Raw genomic sequence first — 22052 nt, forward strand, 5'->3', positions numbered from 1 at the left:
TGCGCGCACGACCTTCAGCGGTTTCGTTCGTGTCGATTGGCTTCGATTCACCGTAGCCATTCGGACCACCGAGACGATCAGCCGCAATGCCCTTGCCAGTGAGGTAGTTGTACACCACCTTGGCACGACGCTCAGAGAGACCCTGGTTGTACTGATCCGTACCAACAGCGTCGGTATGGCCAGCCACTTCCACCTTCAGGTTCGGGTATTGCGTCAGCACTTCCACGGCCTGATCGAGAATCGCAATCGATTCTGGCGTCAGATCCGACTTGTCGAACGCGAAGTTCACACCACGCAGATCGATCACCACGGCTTGTTCGCAACCATCCGGACCCACTGGCGTACCGGCCGGCGTGCCTGGGCACTTATCGGCTTCATCTGCCACGCCATCACCATCGGTGTCGACCAAGGTTTGTTGCGTGTTCGCTGGTTCAACCGGATCAGCCGGCGTCGCTTCCGGAACGACCTCCGTCGTTTCCACCGGACCCGAATCACCACCCGAGCCAAACGGAATCATCAGGCTGCCGCGCAGGATCAAGTCACCAAAGTTGTCCTGGTTGCGGATCGACTGGTCGTCGAAGTCGCTGCGATACGCCACTTCGGCGCGCCAGCTGAAATTCGACGAACCGAGCTTGCCCATCACACCGCCACCAACGTCAAACACCGGATCCCAACCATCGTTGTCGGAACCATCCGGCTGATCGGCATCGTGCTGCGACACACCGAGACCCGCAAGCAGGTATGGGCGCAAGCCATCTTCACGGAAGAAGTGGCGCAGCGTCGCCGTCAGCGCGGTGCTCTGGAAGCCACCGTCATAGTCAGTAAAGCCGACGCGGTTCGAACCGAGGTTGCGATCGGTGTAGTCAGCGGCGAATTCAAGCGAGGACGACTCGCCAATATTGCGGCCGATGCCGATACCAACCAGCACGGTTTCGTCCGTACTGATCATGCGATCGTCATCGTTGAAGCTCATGCCGACTGTCGGCGCAACGTACCAGTCAGCAGCTTGTACGGAGCCAGCGATCAGGCCGAGGCCAATCAGGGCACACAGGGACTTCAGTTTCATCGGGGTTCTCCTTATGGGATTGGATGCATGCAGGGCATGCAGCCCGCCGATTATAGGGCCACAAGCCGCCTTAAAATGGCTGAAGCATGAAGATGGGTGTCAGGATTCGTGAGCCTGGTACCAAGCACGCCATCCGGCAGCATGCAAGATCGCGCCGGGCGCCGATTCAAGTCTTTCTGAATCAGCGACTTACAGACGGCATAGCGCCCTTCGGTACAGATGTCGGATCGGAAGTGCCCACCTTGATCTCGGACCCACCCGGACGATGCGGGCATCCAACCATCGGACGATTAAGTGTTCGGCGCAAACAAGTACCGCCGCAAACCCTGCATTTCGAACGGCTGCCAGCGTTTTTCATCCTGCGACAGCCGATCCGCTACGGCAAATAGGGCCAGCGGATTGAATCCGATCCCGAGATGGCTCGCGCGCACCTCGATGTTCTCCGCAAGCGGTGCCGACTGTTGCACACTGCATACCCAACTCACGATGCCGTCGGTGCGGCTGTAAATTGAGGTCGTGGGCACTGGTGGCGCCTCGCGAATCCGGTCGAGCAAACCGGGTTCGCGGTGCACGTGATGTCCGGTTAGCAGCCGAAACAACGGGTATGCGTTGGTCGCATGCGGGCTGCCCGCGAAGGGCGAGGCCAACGTAATGACTTGGCGGACGCGCGCGGGCTCCAGCTTGGCCATTTCGCGGGCATAAATGCCGCCCAGGCTCCAGCCGATCAGGGTCACCGGTCGGTCAAACCGCTCGTTCAATTCATGGACTCGATCGCGGCATTGCGACAGCACACCATGACGAGGCCCGAGATTCAGCCCCTGCTCCCAACCGAACGCCTGATAGCCCAGCCGTTTCAGAAACCGACGCAGCAGGAAGGTACTACGGTCACTTGCCCCCATGCCGGGGAACACGAGTACCGGATGACCGTCACCACGCGGAAACCAGTGATCGACCCAGAAGCTCGCCAGGCCGGCGAGGAATTCAGCCGGCGCCCGCGCTTCCAGCATCAAATGCTTCCACGAAGGCGGGTCGAATTGTCCCTCTGACTCTTCGCCCACCCAATCCATGGTGGCAGCGGTATGCGGTACCACGCGGGCTCGTCTCGAATGCTGGCGCTTCGTGCGATCGTTCATCCCGGTCCTCATGCAAGAACCCCGCCAAACGGCGGGGTCCATTTACAACTGTTTGCGCAATTCCACCCCGCGGCTACACCCATTCGGGCCAACTGCCCAGACTGAAGTGGCCGCTGAACCAACCAAGCCAATGCTTGATTCATCGAGGCTTGATCAGAAGCGCCATACGCCCGAAACGGACCACGTATCGACGTTTTCCGAGAAATCAGCGCCGGCGTCAACCTGGAACCGCTCAAACGCCCAGCCAAAGCCCAATGCATAGTGCAACTCATCGTCGCCCTGCGAGAACAGCACCGCGTTGGCCACCGCATCGGTGACGGGGCGGACAATGGGCTCACCCTGGAAGCGGATGGAGTGTTCCGGATCGTGCCAAACGCCCGCACGCAGTGAGAACGGGTGGTTGAAATTCGTGAACACGTATTCGCCACCGAGGTGCACTTCGACGCCATCGTCGATCTGCAACGGGGCTATGCCCTCCTGCACCACCGGCAGCGCTTCGTTGAGCTGGAAGTTCGACACCATGTTGTCGGTCAGCTCGGAGTACTGCACCTGCACCACGTCCAACGCCAAGCTGAGCTGGTCGCTTGGACGCCAAACAGCGCCCAGACCAAACGCGTCCGGGGAGTCGAACTTGGTGGGTTTGGACAGGAACTGCGTGCCGTTGCGGTAGGCGGCGGCGTTGTACTTGAACTTCGGCGCTGCCCGGTAGGTGAGACCAAATTGCCACTGGTCGTTCGGCTTGACCATCAGGCCGAAATAGCCACCGATTGCGTTGGCATTGCCATCCTGAGTGGTCAGGAGGTTGACCGTGGCGCCATTTGACTGGAACGTCCGGAGCGTGGCCGAATCGATATCGAAGTCGTGGGTGTTAACCGACACGCCGGCCGAGATGTAGTCGTTGAAGCGAAACGCCCCCGACACGCCATACACCACGTCGCGCAACTGCGCTGCGGCGGCAAACGGGAAAATGAAGCCAGTACCGGCCGAGTCGTCGGCACCGGCGCTGACGAACGATGTCTTGAAATTCAGCGCTTCCTGGCGATACACGGCGAGCGCCCAGTTCTCCTGCGGATACACGAAGGAGAGGAACGAGAAGCCGCCGATATTTTCGGAATCGCGACTGATGTTCAGCGCATCCGTGGAAAACGGCGCCGAGCTGTAGCTACCGCCATCGACGTAGGGCGTGTCGTAGCCGCTGGTGCGGAACTCAACCGACACCTCGGGCGCTGCCAATTGCAGCAATCCGGCAGGATTCGATGCTGCAGCCGTGGCGTCATCCGCCAGGCCGATGAAGGCGCCGCCCATACCAAGGCTGCGTGCACCCGGAGGCGCAAGATTGAACTGCAGGGCTGCGCTACCTTCTTCGTCCGTGATGGCGAAGGCGCTTGGCGCCAGGGTGGACAGGGCAAGACCGATAGCCAGGGCCAGATTCTTTTTCATGGGGCAACTCCGTTGACTCATTTTATGTCGCCGTGACGGCGGGGCCCGCCGATCATACACCTTTCGGCGTCTGGCTACGGGATGCTGAAATCCCGACACCGACCGATAAGACGCCCGGAGCCCCGGAGCACTGCCAAACTCCGGACAGCGCCAGAACTACAAACGGAATTCGAGAGTCCTGGGCTCAACTGAATCAGAGGTGCTCAACAATTCTAGTTGCAGATCGAATTCAATTCACACGCATCTTCAAGCAACCTGGCCAACGGCGGCAAAGTATCCTGTTTCTCTTTCGCCAATTGCGCTCTTGGTCGCCGGGAGCCACCTGTGCTGACGCGCAGACCAAAGGCGTATCCGAAAGCGGACCAGCGCGAGTGCTAACGCGAGCACAAGAGATCGGCCAGACTGATGACTGCGATCACATCTAAGGCAGGATGTCAGTCGCTTTATGCAATAGGTCGACCCGGCCCCTCGTGTATTCTGCGCGTGTATCCAGCGCGCACATCTCCGAGCGTCAGAACCTGCGACGAGGATGTGACGATGAATGGGTGAGCATATTGCAGCATCGTCGGTGCACGATTCCTGCGGCAAGAGCCGGTCTGCTCTGCGTTCAAGGGGTCCTCCCGAGGCTCGACTCAGTAGTCGGTGACTCATTCTTCTGCGCAGACCCGCAAGCGGCCTGGGCCCGGTGATTTTGATATGCTCCCCTCATGACATCCGAGACTCCCCTAAGAGGCGCAACGACGCGCAACCGAATTGTTGTCGGCGCCTTTCAATTTGATCCGTTGGCACAGACGCTAAGCATTGGTGAGGTCAGTACGCCATTGAGTTTTCGCGCAACCCAAGTGCTTCAGCGCTTGGCCGACGCAAACGGCCGCCCGGTGACCAGATCTGATTTGCTTCAATTTGCGTGGCCAGGGCAGCTGCCAACAGATTTAGCCTTGTCGCAAGTAATCGTCGAATTGCGCAAGGCCCTGAATGACTCTGCAAAAGACGCGAAACTACTGGTGACGGTGCCTCGAATTGGATACCGCCTTGCAGTCTTGGACAAAGTGCAAGACCAGGTCGCGGAACGAGACGAGCAGCTCAAACTTGGAGCAGACTCAGCCAGAGACGTTAGCCCAAACAACATTCGTATATTCAGCCGGCGTTTGCTTTCGATTTCGCGGGTAATTTGGGCGGTTTTCATAGTGGCTCTAGCCGCGCTTTCGTGGTGGCTGTGGCAGCGGCCCGGGCCCGCTATTGTTGCTTCCGGAGGGCTTCCGCGCCAAGTCATGCCCGAAGCGATCACGTTTTCGGATGACACAGACCGGATGCCTAGCCTTGGTTCGGACGGCAACACCTTAGCGTACGTAAGACACAATGGTACTGCGCAACAAATTCATGTCTTGGGAATCAAGACTGGGGCAGATTCGAAGCTGACACAGAATTCCCATGACCGATGGCCTCGTGTCAGTCCCGACAACCGATCAGTTGCCTTCCTACGCAACTCACCCAGCCCGAACTCGTCAGAATTACGCGTCAGCCCGAGCAGTGGCGGGGAGAGTCAACTCATTGCCAACGGCACATTTCTGGGTAGCCTAGCCTGGATGCCGGACGCATTGAGCGTGCTGGTCGCGGTGCAGAATGAGCGGGCTATTTCACTCCAACAGGTGCAGATTGCAACTGGCGAAATGGCGCCGCCAGATCATTGGCCTGGGATTCGTACCCTTCAGTGGGCATCAGATCCTGAGCTGTCGCCCTCCGGAAATCGTATAGCAGTCCGCACGTCCAAAGACCCTGATGGGCCCATTTCAGCATTCGACTCCAACGCGACTCAGCCGATTTGGCGTTCGCCGCCAGGCAGACTGGTTGTCGGTTACAGCTGGTTGTCGGAACGAGAGTTGATTGTCTCTGCTCAAGACCTGGGCAGAAATGGGCTTTGGCTAGTCCCGTTGGATGGCGGGGACTGGCAGTGGCTCCGTCAAGAACCGTTGTCGCGGATTTCAGTGAACGCAGGTACGCTGGTATTCCCTCGACGCGTAGCGGCAGTGAGTCTTTACCGAGTTGATGCGCAACCAAGACCCGCGACGATGATCGCCGGTAGTGCGTTCGACAGCTATGCGCCCCGGTTTGCTGACGAGAATGGGGCCCTACTGTTCTTGTCAGATCGAACAGGGTCAGAGCAGTTTTGGATGTGGTCTGAACAGGATCGCGAGCGACAGTTGTCGAGACTCGACAACGCCACAGTACTTGCTTTCGATGTTGACCGAAAGCAGCATCGCGTCTGCTACGTTACTCGCGATCAGGACGGTTTCACGGGTTGGATCGGCGACAGTCAGTTCCAGTCTCACTACTCATTTGCCCTCGAAAATTGGGAAACAGTGCGCGCGGTAAGTTTTTACGACCAAGGCTTGGCCGTACTCGGTGCCAATCAAGACCAAATCGATGGGCTGTTCTACATGACGCCCACAAGTGGGGCGCAGTTGTTGTACGCAGGAGCTACCTTGCGCACTCTACAGAGCAACTCACGAGGTCGCTTGTATGCGTGGCGTAGCCAAGATAAGCAAGTATTGGAGTGGGATCATGGAGCAAGAGAGTGGCGCGGCACCGATGTGATCGTAGACAATCCGCAGCACTGGCGTGCAACTGACGCAGGTATTGTCGTAACGCAACGAATGCCGGGCGAAGCAGGATTCGAATTTTCCGAATATGTGGGCGGCAAGCGGACGCGCCTCGCGACAACGTGGCCACATCAGGCAGCACCGACACAAATAGACGTTCTTGGCGAACAGATCGTTACGAGCGCCCCGGCCAGCTTCGATATGAATCTGATGCGGCTGGATGTCGGGGCGCTCCTGCGACCTGAGAAAGATAGAGACCCGCCTTAGCCCCTATTCACTGACAGCCCGAATCGCGGCAGACATGAGCGTTGGCGCTGTCTCAAAATGTGAGTTCTGATGACTGGTTCCTTCCTGGTTGAGGCTCAGCGCAACAATGATTCCAGTAGCTGGGTCAAACAATAGGAACGCTGATGAGTTGCCGGTTCCGCCGCTGTGCCCGTAGAGCGTCCGGTTCAGGAAATTGTACCTACGAATACCAAGACCACCGCCAGTCTGTCCCTGAACACCACCATCATCAGGGATAATCTGTAGAATTTGGTCCATTAGCCCAGGAGAGAACAGACCGCCCAGGAAGTACCGCTCGCCCATGGCAGCCAAACTACGTGCCGACGCCTGAACCTCTCGGCGATAAGTAAAGATCGACGGATAGAAAAACGAAGCGCTGTAATTGTAGAGTTGGCCGTTGCGGAAGCCCCACTGTGTTGCAAGTGCTGAAGAAGGCGTCCCGAACCCAACCAAGGCAATTTCGGGAATATCGGCAAAAAGCTGATCTTGCATAAAGTTCGCCAAAGTTTGCCCTGTTTCGATCTCGACAATTCGACCAAGGAGCAACGAGTTGCTGTTAGATGCTTGCCAACCAGTGCCAGGAGCAAAAAGTGGGGGGCCAATTTCCCGTCTTAGCTCGTCGGGTGTCCAAACGCGGTTCAAATCCGCCAATACCGCTTGCTGCAGAGCAGGCGAGATTGTGTAGTCTGCAATTCCTGAAATCTGTTGCATAGCCTGCCGGACTGTAATACTTGCATCAACATTTGCCTGGTCCGGGAACCAGTCTCTCAAATGTGCGTCTAGAGACAGCCTGCCTTGATCAACCAAGCGTAGCGCTGCCGCGGTGGTCAACATTTTGGTGATGCTGCCAGTCCCAATCATACGGTCTGAACGCATCGGAATAACCCGATCTTCGGTGCCGCTGACTCCATTCCAGACCGGCCACCCTGGAATCCGCACGGAAGCCTGTGCACCGACAATGTTGTTGCTGGAAACGCTCTGATCGAGAATACGCTGCAGATCTTTGGCCAATCTAGCCATGCCAGCGTTTGATGTTTGCAGCGACTGGCAGAGCGTTGCCGGTGTGACCCGAGTCAACTCAATGTTGCCGGTCAGTTTGTTGCCCTGATTGGCGGCACCCTGGCCGCTGATGGCATTGGCAAACACTTCGTATTGGACGTTCGCATGGCCACAATCACGAAACTGGAAGCGCAGAGTGCCGACTTCCAAGGTTTGGTCGCCACCTGCCTGCAGGAATTGGCCACCTTGAGTCAGCATGAGCTTGGTCTCAGCTGTGTCGCCCGTATAGGTGCCGACATAGGTTAACCAGCGCTGCTCGTTGGATGCGCCGGTCGCTGTGCGGGCGAAGGTGTACCAGCCGCCAACCAGCAGATTGGCATCTGTCACCACCTCAAGCAGAAAGCCTTGGCCAGTCACGCCAGCGTCGCCCCACGCACCAGTCAGTCCGGCATTCATGACAAACGGCTCGGACCTGGATATTGAGCCCGCATATAGGTAGGCCTTGCCAATCGGGGATGCCCCTACCAAGTAATCCAGCTTGCCATCATCGGTGACATCGCCGAGACCGACCGCGTCAAACCCGAACTGACCATTCACCACCGTGCCGCGCATCTCTTCCAACACGCTGCCAATCCGACCACTAAACACTCGGACACGCCCACCCTGCGACACTCCGCCTGCGGAATAGGTGTAACTGCCGACAATCAGATCAATGTGGCCGTCACCGTCGACATCGCCAGCGCTCCGCCCCGGCCCAAGCCCCTCCGCTTGTGTTCCCGCAAACCGATGCAGTCGACTGCCGGTCGCGCCCGAAAATACGTACGCCGCGCCATTCCCGCCTGCCTCATCATGGGCGCCAACGTATATGTCACGTACGCCATCCGCGTCGACCTTGCCAACATCGGCAACAAAGAAGCCGAAGCTAGTATTGGCGCTTTCAGGCACGAATTCCCGAAGCACCACACCATTCGCCGACGACATCACAAAGACTTTTCCACCTCGATCTCTCGGCGCACCGATCAACAAGTCTTCGCGGCCATCCTGATCGTGATCAAAGACCGAAGCCGTGCCACCGCCAAAAAAGCCATTCGCGCCTGGCGCGTTCAATGTGCGCAACAAAGCGCCTGTGGCGCCCGAATAAAGATAGGCTCGACCAACCCCGCCTGGCGCGCCGATCAGCAACTCCCCTCGCTGGTCGCCATCGACATCCCCGACACCAGCCACCGCAAAACCAAACAAGGTACTGCCAGCCGGCCCGGTGATCTGTCGAATCAGACTGCCGTTCAAACCTGAATACACGCGAATCTGTCCCGCGCCCGGATTCGGTGCTCCAACAACCATATCGGCTCGTCCATCGCCATCAACGTCTGGCACCGAACTCAATGCATACCCATGGTTCGTGCCCGGCAATTGATCCTGGGCCAGTATCGCTGCCTGTGCCGAAGAATGGGCAATGACCCGTCCGGCAGACGGCGCGCCAACACCAAAATCCCGCTTACCATCCCCATCCAGGTCCGGCAGATCCGCGACCGCCCAACCAAATGCCTCCCCACCATTGCCATAGGTCCGCACCAATGTCGGTGCCCCAACCGCCGGACCGATCAGCGTCGCCGTCAAAATCAAACCTGCCAAAATTCGCATACCATCCTCCGAGTCGTGAGCCCGACCAGGATGTCGCACCGCTTCGGCTTCAGGTCAAATTAGATCTTGTGCGAATTGATGAGAAACAGTGAATCTGTTGATTTTAAAAGACTTTTCAAGCCAGAAGCGGTTGGCTTTAAGGAATGCCGGACGCTTTGCAACGTGAGCCGGTCAAAGCGGCAATCACAGGCTCGTTGGTCGAAGCCGGCTCAACGGTTCCTCACGCCGAGCCTCTTCCTGTTGGTTTCTGGAGAAAATCCGAATGACACTTTCGGCCTGACCCTGCCACTGGTAGCTCGGCAAGTCTCAACGTAGAGAAACGTTTTCAGGTCGTCGCTGTCAGTTTCAAGTTTTGCCGTGCCAAACCGCCAAAGACCGATCAATCCGGTGGCAAGGGTCTTACACACTAGAAGCAAAGCGCAAAAAAAAGCGGGCAACCGCAATGATGCGGCGCCCCGATCGTTACCCCATCATTTGGCGCAGACGCTCACTTACAATAGTGGGATTTGCCTTGCCCTTCGTGGCCTTCATCGCCTGCCCGACCAGAAACTGAAAAATTTTCTGATCGCCAGCACGGTACTTGGCCACCTGATCCGGGAACTGCGCCAATACCTCGGCGAGCATTGCATCGATCGCTCCGGTGTCGGTCACTTGCTTCAGACCACGTTGATCGATGATCTGATCGACGCCGCCATCCCCGGCCCAAATTGCCTGGAACACTTCCTTGGCCAGCTTGCCGCTCAGCGTACCATCCTCGACACGGGCGATGAGTTGGGCAAGTTCTGCGGGCGCAAGCGGGTTTGCGCGGATGTCTAACTCGGCGTCGTTCAACGCGCTCGCAAGCTCGCCGTTGATCCAGTTGGCTGCTTGCTTCGCAAGTTGCGGCGCGCGCTCGGCTGCACCCGATAGCAACAACGCGGCCAATACCGACTCGAAATATTCCGACAAGGCCCGGTCTTCGGTCAGTTTGTGCGCGTCGTAGGCGCTGAGCTTCAGCGCATCCTGGTAGCGCGCCGCCCGCTGCCAGGGGAGCTCCGGCAGCGTCGCTCGAATGCGCTCCAACTCACCGGCACCGAGCACGATCGGCGGCAGATCCGGATCCGGGAAATAGCGGTAATCCTCGGCGTCTTCCTTGCTCCGCATGGGTCGTGTGCGATTGGCAGCGGCGTCATAGAGCCGGGTTTCCTGGACGATCGTCTCGCCGTTTTCGAGTGCCCGAATCTGGCGCTCGATTTCGAAGGCAATGGCCTTTTCGACGAAGCGGAACGAGTTGACGTTCTTGATCTCGCAACGTGTGCCAAGCGGCGCGTCCGGACCCGGGCGCACCGATACGTTGGCGTCGCACCGAAATGAGCCTTCCTGCATGTTGCCGTCAGACACCCCGAGCCACCGCACCAATTGGTGCACGGTACGCAGGTAGGCGACGGCCTCCTCGGGCGAATGCAAGCAGGGTGCCGAGACAATTTCGATGAGTGGCGTCCCGGCTCGATTCAAATCGATGCCGGTGGCACCGTGAAACGCGTCATGCAAGCTTTTGCCAGCGTCTTCCTCCAGGTGCGCCCGGATGATGTCCACGCTGAGCACGCGGTCATCGTCCAGCCGGACATCCAACTGCCCGCGACCGACGATTGGCGTTTCGTACTGGGAAATCTGGTAGCCCTTGGGCAAGTCGGGATAGAAGTAGTTCTTGCGCGCAAAGATCGAACGCTCGGCGACTTCGGCATCGATCGCGAGCCCAAACAATGCCGCCAGACGCACCGCTTCGCGATTCGGAACGGGCAGTGTGCCCGGCAACGCTGCGTCCAACCAACTGGTCTGCGTGTTGGCTTCGGCACCATACGCCGTGGGGGCTACCGAAAACAGCTTGCTCTGCGTGGCAAGCTGGACGTGGATTTCAAGACCAATAACAGCCTGCCAACTCATGCTGCAACTCCCGGGGCCAGAGCCAGATGATGTTCCGTCCGCTGCTGCAGCGCGTGACCCGCAGCCAGCAGTTGATCTTCGGCAAACGCCGGGGCGATCAATTGCAACCCGGCTGGCAAGCCATCAATGAAGCCTGAAGGCAACGAGATCGCTGGCAATCCGGCCAGATTCACGGCGACTGTATTGATATCGGCGGCGTACATCGCCAACGGATCATCGACCTTTTCACCGAGTTTGAACGCAACGTCGGGCGTGGTCGGCCCGGCGAGGACATCGACGGCGCCAAAGGCCCGGCTGAAATCGGCAGCAATCAGGCGTCGGACCTGCTGCGCCCGCAGGTAATAGGCATCGTAATAGCCGGACGACAGCACGTAGGTGCCGCTCAGAATGCGCCGTTTCACTTCCAGTCCAAAACCTTCGCTCCGCGAGTTCTGGTAGAGCGACTTCAAATCCTTCGCCGATTCGGTGCGATGACCAAAGCGCACGCCATCGTAGCGCGACAGGTTGCTCGATGCCTCGGCCGGGGCAATCACGTAATACGCGGGAATCGCGTGGCGCAGGCTGTCCAGGCTGATGTCGACCAGAACTGCCCCAGCCGCTTCCAGCGCACGCAGCGACTGCAGCACGGTGTCGGCCATTGCCGAACGAACGCCCGCCCCAAACATTTCCCGGACGACACCAACTCTGAGGCCACGAACGCCACGATGCAGCGCTCCCGATATATCGATGGCCGGCGCATCCACCGACGTCGCGTCCAGCGGGTCGTGACCCGACAATACATCGAGGACCTCGGCGCAATCAGCGACGGAGCGTGCGAGCACGCCCGCCTGATCGAGACTGGAGGCATAGGCAATCATGCCGTAACGGGAAATCCGCCCATACGTTGGCTTGAGCCCGGTCAGGCCGCAAAATGCTGCTGGCTGACGCACCGAACCGCCCGTATCAGAACCTGTCGCGAATGGCACGATGCCCGCCGCAACCGCAGCCGCCGAGCCACCGGAAGACCCACCCGGCACGCGGCTAGTGTCCCATGGGTTGCGCACGACGCCATAGGCGCTGTTCTCGTTCGACGACCCCATGGCGAACTCATCCATATTGGCCTTGCCGACGCAACGCGCACCGGCCGCCCGGAGCCTGGCGACCACGGTCGCATCGTACGGCGGCACAAATTGGTCCAAAATCTTGGACCCAGCGGTGGTGCGCGCCCCCTCGGTGCAGAAAACATCCTTGTGTACGAATGGAATGCCTGCCAACGGCCCCGTTCCGGCGTTTGAAACGCGATCGTCGGGCAAAACGGTGATCAAGGCATTGATCGCCGGCGCAAGCTGCAGGGCGCGGTCCAATGCCTGGGCCGCGATGTCGGCGGCGCCACCGGCGGCAATCAATGCGCGCGCGGCCGAGAGATTCAGTAGAGGATTCATTCAATCACCTTCGGCACACGGTAAAGGCCTTGCGACATATCCGGCGCCAATCGTTCCAGAGCGGGACTGTGATCAATGACCTCGGGCACGTCGGGTCGCAGCGGCGCAATAGCATCGTGCGGGTGCGCCATCGGTAACACTCCGTTTACATCGACTCGTTGAAGCTCAGAGACCAGCCCCAGTAGCTCGGACAAATCTGCGGCCAATCGTTGTTCGAGCTCTGGACTGAGCGCGAGCCGCGCCAGCGTTGCCAACTTGTGAATCGTCGCCTGCTCCATCTGTACGTCCTGCCCGTCAAAAGTCCGAATTGTGCTGGTAATTCTGCTTGTCCGGCAAATAACAGAACGGTAAAGTCCCCAACCTTTTCTTCAATCCCGACCCATAATCAGGATTCGCGCCATGTTCAAAAGCCTGCGTGGCATATTTTCCAATGACCTGTCGATCGACCTCGGCACGGCCAATACGCTTGTCTACGCCCGAGGTCAGGGCATCGTCCTGAACGAGCCTTCAGTCGTGGCAATCCGCCTCGAAATGGGCGCACGGCACCGGACGGTGGCCGCCGTCGGTCGCGAAGCCAAGCACATGCTCGGCCGCACGCCGGGCAATATCGAGACCATTCGCCCCATGAAGGACGGCGTCATTGCCGACTTCACCATGGCGGAGGAAATGCTCCAGCAATTCATCAAGAAGGTGCACCAGTCGCGCTTTCTGCGCCCCAGCCCACGTGTGCTGATTTGCGTGCCTTATGGCTCGACTCAAGTCGAGCGGCGCGCGATCAAGGAATCCGCTGAAGGTGCTGGCGCGCGCGATGTGTACTTGATCGAAGAGCCGATGGCGGCGGCGATTGGCGCCGGGATTCCGGTTCATGAGGCCCGCGGGTCCATGGTGCTCGACATCGGCGGCGGCACGTCCGAGGTGGCCGTCATCTCGCTGAACGGCATCGTCTACGCGCAAAGCGTTCGGATTGGTGGCGACAAATTCGACGAAGCCATCATCAACTACGTGCGCCGAAACCACGGCACCTTGATCGGCCACTCCACGGCAGAACGCATCAAGATTGAGATTGGTTGCGCCTACCCGCAGTCCGAGATCAAAGAAATCGACGTCTCTGGCCGTAATCTGGCAGAGGGCGTGCCGCGCATGTTCACGATCAATTCGAACGAGATCCTGGAAGCGCTGCACGAGCCGCTCGCCGGCATCGTTGGTGCGGTCAAGGGTGCGCTCGAAAAGACCCCGCCCGAACTCTGTTCGGACGTCGCCGAGCGCGGCATCGTGCTGACCGGCGGCGGTGCGCTGCTGCGTGATCTCGATCGCCTGATCTCGGATGAAACCGGTCTGGCCGTGCATGTGGCCGATGATCCGCTGACTTGCGTGGCCCGCGGTGGTGGTCGCGCTCTGGAGCTGATCGACCTCCATGGCAGCGAGTTCTTCTCGCCAGAATAACGAAGGCGCCGCAACATGCCGGTGCAATCGGCCGACCAGACGCACCTCTTTTCCGGCCACGGGGCCGGGACGTTGCGGCTGGTCGTGTTACTGGCGGTGGCTTCGGCCCTGATGGCCAGCGATGCCCGATTTGGCTTGCTGCAAGCAGTCCGTGCGAAAGGCGCGGCGATCACCGGCCCGATTTATTGGCTCGCCACGACGCCGAAACGCCTCGGCGAGTCAGCCTGGCGCTATTTCGGTGACCGTCAGACCCTGCTCGACGAAAACCGATCCATGCGGGAACAACTGCTGCTGGATCAGGCAAATCTGGGCCGCCTGGCCACACTCGTCCGCGAGAACGAGAGCCTTCGAGGCCTCCTCGGCGCGCGCGCGCGCCTCGGACTGAGTGTCAAGCTGGCCGAGCTGGTCGACGTCGACCTTGACCCATTCCGGCATCGCTTGATGATCGATCTCGGCCAGAGCTCTGGCATCCGTCCCGGTCAAGCGGTGCTCGACAGCCGCGGGCTAGTCGGCCAGACGCTCGAAGTGAGTGAGCATCAGAGCACCGTGATCTTGCTGACTGACCCAAGCCACGCGGTACCGGTCCGGGTTGAGCGCACGGGACTGCGCGCGATCGCCTACGGAACCGGCTCGTCCGACCGGCTTGTACTGTCGCATGTCCCGTTCAGCGCGAATCTGCAGGTCGGCGATCGGCTCGTCAGCTCTGGGCTGGGCGGGCGCTTCCCGGCTGGGCTGCCTGTTGCTGTCATCACGGAAGTCCGCGGCGATCGCTCGGCCACGTTTGCCAATGCTGACGCCCACCCGGTTGCCGAAATCGAACAAGTCCAGCAGTTGCTGGTGCTCGATCAGGAACTGAGCGCAATATCAGTCGACAGTATTGAATCTGATCCCGATTTTGTCGGGCCGCCGCAGGGGCTGAGTTTCCCGAATACGGAGCAACCATGAGCCGGAATCGTGCCAACACCCTGGCGCTCTGGGTTCTGGTGGGCGCAGCGGCGCTGCTCAGCCTGATGCCGCTACCCGAATCGATGCGCGCGCTGCGACCGTTTTGGATGGCGCTCGTGGTGGTGTATGCGAGCCTGGAGTGGCCCGAAGATTTTGGCCTGGGCCTCGCATTCAGTTTTGGCCTGATTAGCGATCTGGTTGCCGGGACGACGTTTGGCGAGCACTCGTTCCGGCTGGTGATCGTCGCATTCATTGTGATCCGCTTCCGCTCGCGAATCCGGTTCTTCCCCATGTGGCAGCAGACCGCCGCGGTGTTCGCGCTGCTGTTGAACGACCGTATTGTGACGTGGATGCTGCGCACCTTTACCGGCGAATTCGCGATTGACTGGCGCTTTTGGATCGCGCCGTTCAGCGGTGCCTTGATCTGGCCCTGGTTCTTCCTGCTGGTCAGCGATTTGAGCCAACGTCGACGCAGCAAGGACGCATGAAGCTCTTCCGTCGCCCGAACCGTGTGATCAAGGATCTGGCGCAGGAAACGCAGATCTTTCGGGTTCGTGCCGCCGAAGGCTTGGCACTGATCGCGATCTGTCTGCTCATCCTGATCGGCCGCTACGGCTGGCTGCAATTTGCGCGACATGATGAGCTCAGCGCCCGCTCTGAGCAGAACCGGATCAAGCTGCGTCCGCTTGCGCCGAGTCGCGGCCTGATCTATGACCGCAATGGTGTGCTGCTCGCCGAAAACGTTCCACAATTCCGACTGGAACTGGTGCCCGAACAGGTGGAAGACATTGATGCCACGATTCAAGCATTGGCCCAGGTCGTCGCGTTGGATGTCGAAGATGTCGAGGCGTTCAATGAACTCCGGCGCTCGACACGGCGATTTCAGAGTCTGCCGCTGCGTTTTCATTTGAATGAGGCCGAAGTGGCCCGCCTCTCGGTGAACCGGCATCGATTCAAGGGTGTCGAAGTGGTGCCCTACCAGACGCGTTTCTATCCGCTCGGCGCCGGCGTCGCGCATTTTGTCGGCTATGTCGGGCGTATCGGCGCCGAAGATCGCAAATTGCTGAACGACAGTCGCTACAGTGCGACCACGCATATCGGCAAGACGGGCGTTGAGCGTCGCTACGAGAGCATGTTGCTCGGCGAAGTTGGCTATGAGCAAGTGGAGGCCAATGCCGAAGGGCGCTCACTGCGCGTGTTGGGTCATGTGCCGCCGAAGCCTGGTGCCAATCTATGGCTGAGTATCGACAGTCGCCTGCAGGCTGCGGCCATTGCGGCGTTCGAGGACCGACCGGGGGCCGCGGTCGCGATCGACCCGAACAACGGCGAGATTCTCGCGATGGTCAGTCTGCCGTCGTTTGATCCGAACCTGTTTGTCGACGGTATCTCGCGCAAAAACTATCAGGCATTGACGACCGATCCGTATCGGCCATTGTTCAACCGCGCAGTGCTTGGCGGCTATGAGCCGGGCTCGACAATCAAACCGTTTATTGGCCTGACTGGCCTCGAACTCGGGCTGCGAACGCCCACTGATGGCGTGCGCTCAACGGGCGAGTTTCATTTGCCCGGACAAACCCAGGTGTATCGCGATTGGCTTCGCGGCGGTCATGGCTTTGTCAACCTGAACGAGGCACTCGCACAATCGGTCAATACCTATTTCTATCAACTGGCCGCAGACCTTGGCATTGATCGCCTGTCCACCTACACGGCGCAATTCGGATTTGGTGCCAAGACCGGCATCGATCTCGTCAGCGAGACCACCGGCGTGCTGCCAAGCCGCGAATGGAAGCAGCAGCGTTTCGGCAAGACCTGGTATCCCGGCGAAACGGTGATCGCCGGTATCGGTCAGGGCTATTGGGTCGCGACCCCGCTGCAATTGGCCAACGCATTGGCCACCCTGTCGGTGCAGGGGAAGCGCTTCACGCCGCATCTGTTGCGCTCCGTGCAACACGACTTTGCGGCCGACCCAGAGTTGGTCGCGAGCCCCGAATTGCCACCAATCGCCGTGCGTGATCCAAACAACTGGATTGCCGTGCGGGACGGCATGGTTGCCGTCATGCATGGCCCGACCGGCACCGCCCGCGCCCACGGCATGAATTCGCCCTTTCTGATTGCCGGCAAAAGCGGTACCGCACAACGGGTCAAGGCCAGTCGCGTCCAACACCTCGGCGAGAACGCGATTCCGGAGCACCTTAGGAATCAGGCATTGTTCGTTGCGTTTGCGCCTGCCGATGCGCCGAAGATCGCCGTGGCAGTGGTGGTGGAACATGGTCAGAGCGGCTCACGTGCGGCCGCCCCGGTGGCCCGCCGAATTCTCGACGCCTATCTTCTGAGCGGCAAAGTTGCCGCTGATCCCAACGTCACGGAGGCGCCAAGATGATTGACCGCGACCTGATGGATAAGGCCGAGGCATTCCTTGGAAAGTGGCTGGCCAAACCGCGTGTCGACTTGCCGTTGCTGATCGCGCTGCTGTTGATCGCAGTCATCGGAATCCTGACCCAGTTCAGTGCCAGTGCCGAAGACCCGACGCTGATCCTGAATCAATCGCTGCGTCTCGGTTTGGGCTTCACGGTGCTCTGGGTATTTTCGCGGATTCCCCCACCCTGGTTTCGCAGTATCACGCCGTGGTTTTTCAGCTTCGCCCTGGTGTTGCTGGTGGCCTTACTGGTGATCGGCGAAGGACGCGGCGCCCACCGTTGGCTGGACCTCAAGATCATCCGTTTTCAGCCATCGGAGCTCGCGAAGATCAGCCTGCCCATGATGGTCGCCTGGTACTTCCATACCCGGGCCCTGCCACCGAACTGGCGCATGCTGTTCACCGTCGGTGCGATGATTGGCGTGCCCGCCGTGCTGATTGCCAAACAACCCGATCTGGGCACGGCACTGCTCGTCGCGTCCACCGGCGTGTTCGCCGTGTTTCTGGCAGGCATTTCGTGGCTCCGGATTCTCTTGATCAGCGGTGGCACACTCGCCGCGATGCCGTTGTTGTGGATGGTCATGCATGAGTACCAGCGCAATCGCGTCCGGATGTTTCTGGACCCCGAAGCCGACCCGCTCGGCAATGGCTGGAACATCATCCAGTCGAAAATTGCCGTGGGCTCTGGCGGCCTGTTGGGCAAGGGCTGGCTCCACTCGACGCAGGCGCGACTCGACTTCTTGCCAGAACACACGACCGACTTTGCGTTCTCGGTGTTCAGCGAGGAGTTTGGCTTGATCGGCGTGATCGGCATCATCCTGATCTACCTGTTCATCATTGGCCGCAGCCTGTGGATTGCGGCGAACGCGCGCGACACCTTTTCCCGATTGCTGGCCGGCTCGTTGGCGATGACGTTCTTCGTCTATGTGATGGTCAACGGCGGCATGGTTGCCGGACTGTTGCCGGTAGTCGGCGTGCCCATGCCGCTGGTGTCTTACGGCGGCACCAGCGCGGTAAGCCTCTTGGCCGGATTCGGCATCATCATGTCGATTCACGCGCACCGACGACGCGATTGAAGCGACACCCTGGATCGTTGCGACTCAGGACTTCTTTCGATAGGTCATGAAACTCCGACTCATCAGATCGTGCCACGTGCGTCGATGCGGATCATTGATGGCCCACCAAAACCCCGAGCCGAGCAAGAGCAGCGACAGCCACGACAGCACGCAGCGACCGATGGCCTGACCAAGGCCCAGGCGTTGGCCATCGAGTTGCTGCACATGCAGGCCCCAGGCCTTCATGCCAATGGTCTGCCCGCCTCGATGCCACGACCACGCGTAATAGCCCACGATCAGGACCGCGAGCCAAATCTGATAGAGCAAATGCGGCAGGCCATGCCGAAGTATCAGGTCAATCCGCTCAGCGGGAATGAACAGGTTGGCTAAGGTCATGGCGAGGACCGTACCGATGAACAGCAGGGCGCCTACCGGCAGCAGGTCGTAAAAGCCTGCGGCCAAGCGCCGCCATAGTGGCGCTGCAATCGCACCCGAGACATTCGTTTCAGGCGGCATCACGGGACCTGCGCAAGTGGACGAGCAGTAGACTGATTGCGGCGGGTGTGACGCCTGAAATGCGTGCCGCCTGGCCCAGCGTCTCTGGTTTCACGCGCTCGAGTTTTTGCCGGATTTCAGCGGATAGGCCACTGACCTCGGCGAACCGAAAGCCCGGAGGGAAGCGCAGTTCCTCGTGGCGACGATTGCGCTCGATCTCGTCACTCTGGCGATCCAGATACCCAGCGTATTTGATCTGGACCTCGACTTGCTCAACCGCCTGCGCGTCGGCAACGCCAGGGCCAAACCCCGATACCGCCACCAGCGCGGCGTAACTCACGCCTGGCCGGCGCAGAATCTCCTCAGCGGAACATTCTTTCGAGACGGGTTGCCCGAGCTCAGTTTGAATGGCCTGACCCAGTGCGTTGTTCGGCGCCGCCCACAGGCTTTTCAGCCGCTGGCGCTCGCGCTCGACCTGCTCGCGCTTGTCCTGAAAGCGTGCCAGACGCTGACTCGACACAATACCAAGTGCCGCGCCGATCTCGGTCAGGCGCAGATCGGCGTTGTCCTCGCGAAGGTGCAAGCGATACTCGGCACGAGACGTGAACATGCGATACGGCTCATTGGTGCCGTGCGTGATCAGGTCATCGATCAACACGCCGATGTACGCCTGATCGCGCCGGGGTGACCAAGCTGGCTTGCCCTGCACCTGCAACGCCGCGTTCAGACCTGCAATGAGCCCTTGGGCAGCCGCTTCCTCATATCCGGTCGTGCCGTTGATCTGACCGGCGAAGAACAGGCCGTCGATCGCCTTTGTTTCCAGCGACGATTTGAGCCCACGCGGGTCGAAATAGTCGTACTCGATCGCATAGCCGGGTCGGGTGATATGCGCGCGCTCCAGCCCCTTGATCGAACGTACGAGGTCCAGTTGCACATCGAACGGCAGCGACGTCGAAATGCCGTTCGGATAAATCTCGAACGTGGTCAGCCCTTCTGGCTCGATGAATATCTGATGCGAGTCCTTGTCGGCAAACCGGACGATCTTGTCCTCGATGCTCGGACAATAACGCGGGCCCACGCCTTCGATCTTGCCCGTGTAGAGCGGCGACCGATCGAGCGCTGCCCGAATGATGTCGTGCGTTCGGTTGGATGTCTCGGTGATATGGCAGCTGATCTGTTCGGGGTGATCGCCGACACCGCCCAGAAACGAAAACACCGGCATCGGCGTATCGCCAGGCTGTTCCTGCAACTTGCTGTAGTCAATGCTCCGACCATCGATTCGCGGTGGCGTACCGGTCTTCAATCGATCAGCACCCAGGCTCATTTCGCGCAAGCGCTCGGCCAGGGCCAAGGCTGGCGGATCGCCGGCGCGACCGCCCGAGTAGTGTTCGAGGCCAATATGGATCCGCCCGGCCAAGAACGTGCCGGCCGTCAGCACGACGGTTGGCGCGTGAAACCAAAGGCCCATCTGGGTTCGCACGCCGCGGACGCGCCCGGCTTCCACCAGCAGGTCATCGACCGCCTGTTGAAACAAGGTCAGATTGGGGGTCGATTCCAACGTCTTCCGCACGAATGCCTTGTACAGCAATCGATCCGCCTGGCACCGCGTCGCCCGAACAGCTGGGCCCTTGCTGCTGTTCAACGTGCGCCACTGAATGCCGGCATGATCGGCCGCGGTGGCCATGAGGCCGCCCAGCGCATCGACCTCTTTGACGAGATGGCCTTTGCCAATCCCACCGATTGCTGGATTGCAGGACATCTGGCCCAGCGTTTCGATGTTGTGCGTCAGCAGCAACGTGCGGGCGCCAGCGCGGGCCGCCGCCAAACAGGCTTCGGTGCCGGCATGACCGCCACCCACCACGATGACATCGAACGCTTCCGGGAACTTCATATCGTGAGGCCTTGGATAGAAACGCGCGGATTATGACATCGGCCTGCGCAATGCGACCCGAACGATTGCGGATCCCGCAGGTTTCGTTCGAGTTGGCCCTCGAGGCACCGGTGAGCCGAGTCAGTGGCGAAGCGGGCCGTGGCCGAGCCGCCTGGGATCCATTGCATAAGTGATTGATTCTGCAACGCTAAGTTCGCACCGGGGCCGTGCCATGTTGCAGCATGCAATCTCTTACTTTTGTGAAACAAGGGTTCGAGCCTGCAAGAGTTTGTCATCGACTGCATTGGGGGGTTCGCGTTTGGCAAGACTTCTGCGACAGTCTGCGGGCACTCCGAGAGGTGGACCTAATCTCGATGCCTGGATCGACAGACCCGGGACGACCCCGCAGAGAGGATGCGGATCGAGTGGGTTGCAGGCGGCAGGGGCCTCATTCGCGCTCTGGGAGGAAGCAACGGTCCAGTCTTTTCAGGGAAGAAAAGACTGGCACCCGGTGGTCTGAGAGGAACAGGGGGAATCCTTGTCGACCATTTCGACCGGGTGCCAGCGACCCTGCGAGGCGCCGGCAATCTATGCCCTCTCATCCCCGGCGTCCGCTTTATGCCAATTAATCCGAAAATCGATGCGGGAATTACAACCGCATTTTGTGTCGGATCGTGTCTGCAATCTTCGCGACTATTTTGAATTCTAGCGCTACAGCCCAGGAAATCAATGTGCCAAGCGGCTGTTTGATTTGTTTACAGGCAAAGATTCCCGACCAGCGACCGAAAACGTGATCCATGGCACACAACCTGCTTGATCTACTTCGCAGTTGGAACGAGTAGAGAGGATGCCTTGATGGACCATGGAACCGCTAACCTTGGATTTGACCCAATCGCGATGCATCACGATGTACTCATCGAGATCGGTCGCGTTGATATGGCCCTGGAAGTAGTCAGCCAGCGTGCCAATGCCGAACCTGAGATAGCGAAACTGTGTGAGCGACGAGCCAAGCTCGAAGCCGTCCTGGGCCGCCTCCCTTCCTGATTCAACTCTCTTCACGTTTCTCCTCCCTTTTTAAGCCCCCGCTCTGCGGGGGTTTTTTTTGCCTGTCGGCAGGGAGTCCAGCCGCCCCTTTGGTGCGCTTATTCGCGCATCAAACTGTCAGCGACGATGCGCAATTTTCACGACGGTGCTGTGTGGCAAGTAGCCCGCTCCCCAGCCCGCTCCCACTCGCGTGGGAGCGGGAGCGCGCCCTCCCCCGTGAGCGCGGGGGAGGGTCGGGGAGGGGGTTACTTGCCATCAGGTTGGGCATCAGTCGCA

17 protein-coding genes and 1 pseudogene (1 of these 18 only partly in view) are annotated in these 22052 nt (G+C 59.7%); 7 read left to right on the forward strand and 11 right to left on the reverse strand.

The window, feature by feature from the left end; genetic code table 11:
• The 3 genes from C7S18_RS25140 to C7S18_RS13425 all read right to left on the reverse strand — a co-directional run.
• Window positions 1-1066, reverse strand: the 5' portion of a protein-coding gene (locus C7S18_RS25140) for an OmpA family protein (protein ID WP_106892047.1). The gene continues 29 nt to the left of window position 1, outside the view; only the first 1066 of its 1095 coding nucleotides appear in the window; the start codon lies at window positions 1064-1066; its stop codon lies off the left edge, out of view.
• 290 nt (window positions 1067-1356) lie between these two features.
• Entirely contained in the window at window positions 1357-2199 is an 843-nt protein-coding gene (locus tag C7S18_RS13420; RefSeq protein WP_206207904.1) for a lipase family alpha/beta hydrolase, read from the reverse strand.
• Window positions 2200-2352: 153 nt separating this feature from the next.
• Entirely contained in the window at window positions 2353-3639 is a 1287-nt protein-coding gene (locus tag C7S18_RS13425) for an OmpP1/FadL family transporter (protein WP_170113262.1), read from the reverse strand.
• 707 nt (window positions 3640-4346) lie between these two features.
• Here C7S18_RS13425 and C7S18_RS13430 point away from each other — a divergent pair.
• A complete protein-coding gene (locus tag C7S18_RS13430) occupies window positions 4347-6506 on the forward strand; it encodes a winged helix-turn-helix domain-containing protein (RefSeq protein ID WP_106892049.1) in 2160 nt (719 codons plus the stop codon).
• Window positions 6507-6509: 3 nt separating this feature from the next.
• On the opposite strand, the gene C7S18_RS24990 is transcribed toward C7S18_RS13430, so the two are convergent.
• Window positions 6510-8147, reverse strand: coding sequence for a serine hydrolase domain-containing protein (locus C7S18_RS24990; protein WP_240623894.1), 1638 nt, complete (start codon window positions 8145-8147; stop codon window positions 6510-6512).
• A gap of 90 nt (window positions 8148-8237) precedes the next feature.
• Here C7S18_RS24990 and C7S18_RS24995 point away from each other — a divergent pair, with 90 nt between their 5' ends.
• On the forward strand, window positions 8238-8816 hold the full coding sequence (locus tag C7S18_RS24995) for a hypothetical protein (RefSeq protein ID WP_240623895.1): 579 nt from the start codon (window positions 8238-8240) through the stop codon (window positions 8814-8816).
• Here C7S18_RS24995 and C7S18_RS25355 read toward each other — a convergent pair.
• The 4 genes and pseudogenes from C7S18_RS25355 to gatC form a co-directional block, all read right to left on the reverse strand.
• Window positions 8760-9164: pseudogene (locus C7S18_RS25355) on the reverse strand (FG-GAP repeat domain-containing protein); the annotation flags it as partial. The gene C7S18_RS24995 and the pseudogene C7S18_RS25355 sit on opposite strands and share 57 nt — an antisense overlap.
• A gap of 462 nt (window positions 9165-9626) precedes the next feature.
• A complete protein-coding gene (gene gatB / locus C7S18_RS13440) occupies window positions 9627-11087 on the reverse strand; it encodes an Asp-tRNA(Asn)/Glu-tRNA(Gln) amidotransferase subunit GatB (protein ID WP_106892051.1) in 1461 nt (486 codons plus the stop codon).
• A complete protein-coding gene (gatA, locus tag C7S18_RS13445; RefSeq protein ID WP_106892052.1) occupies window positions 11084-12508 on the reverse strand; it encodes an Asp-tRNA(Asn)/Glu-tRNA(Gln) amidotransferase subunit GatA in 1425 nt (474 codons plus the stop codon). The genes gatB and gatA overlap by 4 nt, the downstream gene beginning before the upstream one ends.
• Window positions 12505-12786: an Asp-tRNA(Asn)/Glu-tRNA(Gln) amidotransferase subunit GatC gene (gatC, locus tag C7S18_RS13450; RefSeq protein ID WP_106892053.1), complete on the reverse strand. Its 282-nt coding sequence runs from the start codon at window positions 12784-12786 to the stop codon at window positions 12505-12507. The genes gatA and gatC overlap by 4 nt, the downstream gene beginning before the upstream one ends.
• Window positions 12787-12907: 121 nt before the next feature.
• Here gatC and C7S18_RS13455 point away from each other — a divergent pair, with 121 nt between their 5' ends.
• The 5 genes from C7S18_RS13455 to rodA are packed head-to-tail and all read left to right on the forward strand — an operon-like array spanning window position 12908 to window position 18388.
• The gene (locus C7S18_RS13455) at window positions 12908-13951 is read left to right on the forward strand and encodes a rod shape-determining protein (RefSeq protein WP_106892054.1); all 1044 of its coding nucleotides are present in this window, start codon (window positions 12908-12910) and stop codon (window positions 13949-13951) included.
• A 15-nt stretch (window positions 13952-13966) separates the two neighbouring features.
• A complete protein-coding gene (mreC, locus tag C7S18_RS13460) occupies window positions 13967-14896 on the forward strand; it encodes a rod shape-determining protein MreC (RefSeq protein WP_106892055.1) in 930 nt (309 codons plus the stop codon).
• Window positions 14893-15384 (forward strand): rod shape-determining protein MreD, encoded by a 492-nt coding sequence (gene mreD, locus C7S18_RS13465; RefSeq protein ID WP_106892056.1) that lies wholly within the window; start codon window positions 14893-14895, stop codon window positions 15382-15384. The genes mreC and mreD overlap by 4 nt, the downstream gene beginning before the upstream one ends.
• A complete protein-coding gene (mrdA, locus tag C7S18_RS13470; protein WP_106892057.1) occupies window positions 15381-17276 on the forward strand; it encodes a penicillin-binding protein 2 in 1896 nt (631 codons plus the stop codon). Before mreD ends, mrdA begins: the two co-directional genes overlap by 4 nt.
• Entirely contained in the window at window positions 17273-18388 is a 1116-nt protein-coding gene (gene rodA / locus C7S18_RS13475; RefSeq protein ID WP_106892058.1) for a rod shape-determining protein RodA, read from the forward strand. Before mrdA ends, rodA begins: the two co-directional genes overlap by 4 nt.
• A 24-nt stretch (window positions 18389-18412) precedes the next feature.
• Here rodA and C7S18_RS13480 read toward each other — a convergent pair whose 3' ends face one another.
• The 3 genes from C7S18_RS13480 to C7S18_RS24215 all read right to left on the reverse strand — a co-directional run bounded on the left by C7S18_RS13480 (window position 18413) and on the right by C7S18_RS24215 (window position 21791).
• Window positions 18413-18883, reverse strand: coding sequence for an RDD family protein (locus C7S18_RS13480; RefSeq protein ID WP_106892059.1), 471 nt, complete (start codon window positions 18881-18883; stop codon window positions 18413-18415).
• Complete coding sequence (mnmG, locus tag C7S18_RS13485; protein ID WP_106892060.1) at window positions 18873-20753, reverse strand: tRNA uridine-5-carboxymethylaminomethyl(34) synthesis enzyme MnmG; 1881 nt, start codon at window positions 20751-20753, stop codon at window positions 18873-18875. The genes C7S18_RS13480 and mnmG overlap by 11 nt, the downstream gene beginning before the upstream one ends.
• A gap of 705 nt (window positions 20754-21458) precedes the next feature.
• Window positions 21459-21791 (reverse strand): hypothetical protein, encoded by a 333-nt coding sequence (locus C7S18_RS24215; RefSeq protein WP_146151915.1) that lies wholly within the window; start codon window positions 21789-21791, stop codon window positions 21459-21461.
• Between the last annotated feature and the right edge of the window lie 261 nt (window positions 21792-22052).

Source organism: Ahniella affigens, assembly GCF_003015185.1.
In the GTDB taxonomy this organism is placed as follows: domain Bacteria; phylum Pseudomonadota; class Gammaproteobacteria; order Xanthomonadales; family Ahniellaceae; genus Ahniella; species Ahniella affigens.

Excerpts from the sequence above, each read along its gene's own strand:
- C7S18_RS13420 (WP_206207904.1), bottom strand. The coding sequence starts at position 2,199 with ATGAACGATCGCACGAAGCGCCAGCATTCGAGACGAGCCCGCGTGGTA.
- C7S18_RS13425 (WP_170113262.1), bottom strand. The coding sequence starts at position 3,639 with ATGAAAAAGAATCTGGCCCTGGCTATCGGTCTTGCCCTGTCCACCCTG.
- C7S18_RS13430 (WP_106892049.1), top strand. The coding sequence starts at position 4,347 with ATGACATCCGAGACTCCCCTAAGAGGCGCAACGACGCGCAACCGAATT.
- gatB (WP_106892051.1), bottom strand. The coding sequence starts at position 11,087 with ATGAGTTGGCAGGCTGTTATTGGTCTTGAAATCCACGTCCAGCTTGCC.
- gatA (WP_106892052.1), bottom strand. The coding sequence starts at position 12,508 with ATGAATCCTCTACTGAATCTCTCGGCCGCGCGCGCATTGATTGCCGCC.
- gatC (WP_106892053.1), bottom strand. The coding sequence starts at position 12,786 with ATGGAGCAGGCGACGATTCACAAGTTGGCAACGCTGGCGCGGCTCGCG.
- C7S18_RS13455 (WP_106892054.1), top strand. The coding sequence starts at position 12,908 with ATGTTCAAAAGCCTGCGTGGCATATTTTCCAATGACCTGTCGATCGAC.
- mreC (WP_106892055.1), top strand. The coding sequence starts at position 13,967 with ATGCCGGTGCAATCGGCCGACCAGACGCACCTCTTTTCCGGCCACGGG.
- mreD (WP_106892056.1), top strand. The coding sequence starts at position 14,893 with ATGAGCCGGAATCGTGCCAACACCCTGGCGCTCTGGGTTCTGGTGGGC.
- mrdA (WP_106892057.1), top strand. The coding sequence starts at position 15,381 with ATGAAGCTCTTCCGTCGCCCGAACCGTGTGATCAAGGATCTGGCGCAG.
- rodA (WP_106892058.1), top strand. The coding sequence starts at position 17,273 with ATGATTGACCGCGACCTGATGGATAAGGCCGAGGCATTCCTTGGAAAG.
- C7S18_RS13480 (WP_106892059.1), bottom strand. The coding sequence starts at position 18,883 with ATGCCGCCTGAAACGAATGTCTCGGGTGCGATTGCAGCGCCACTATGG.
- mnmG (WP_106892060.1), bottom strand. The coding sequence starts at position 20,753 with ATGAAGTTCCCGGAAGCGTTCGATGTCATCGTGGTGGGTGGCGGTCAT.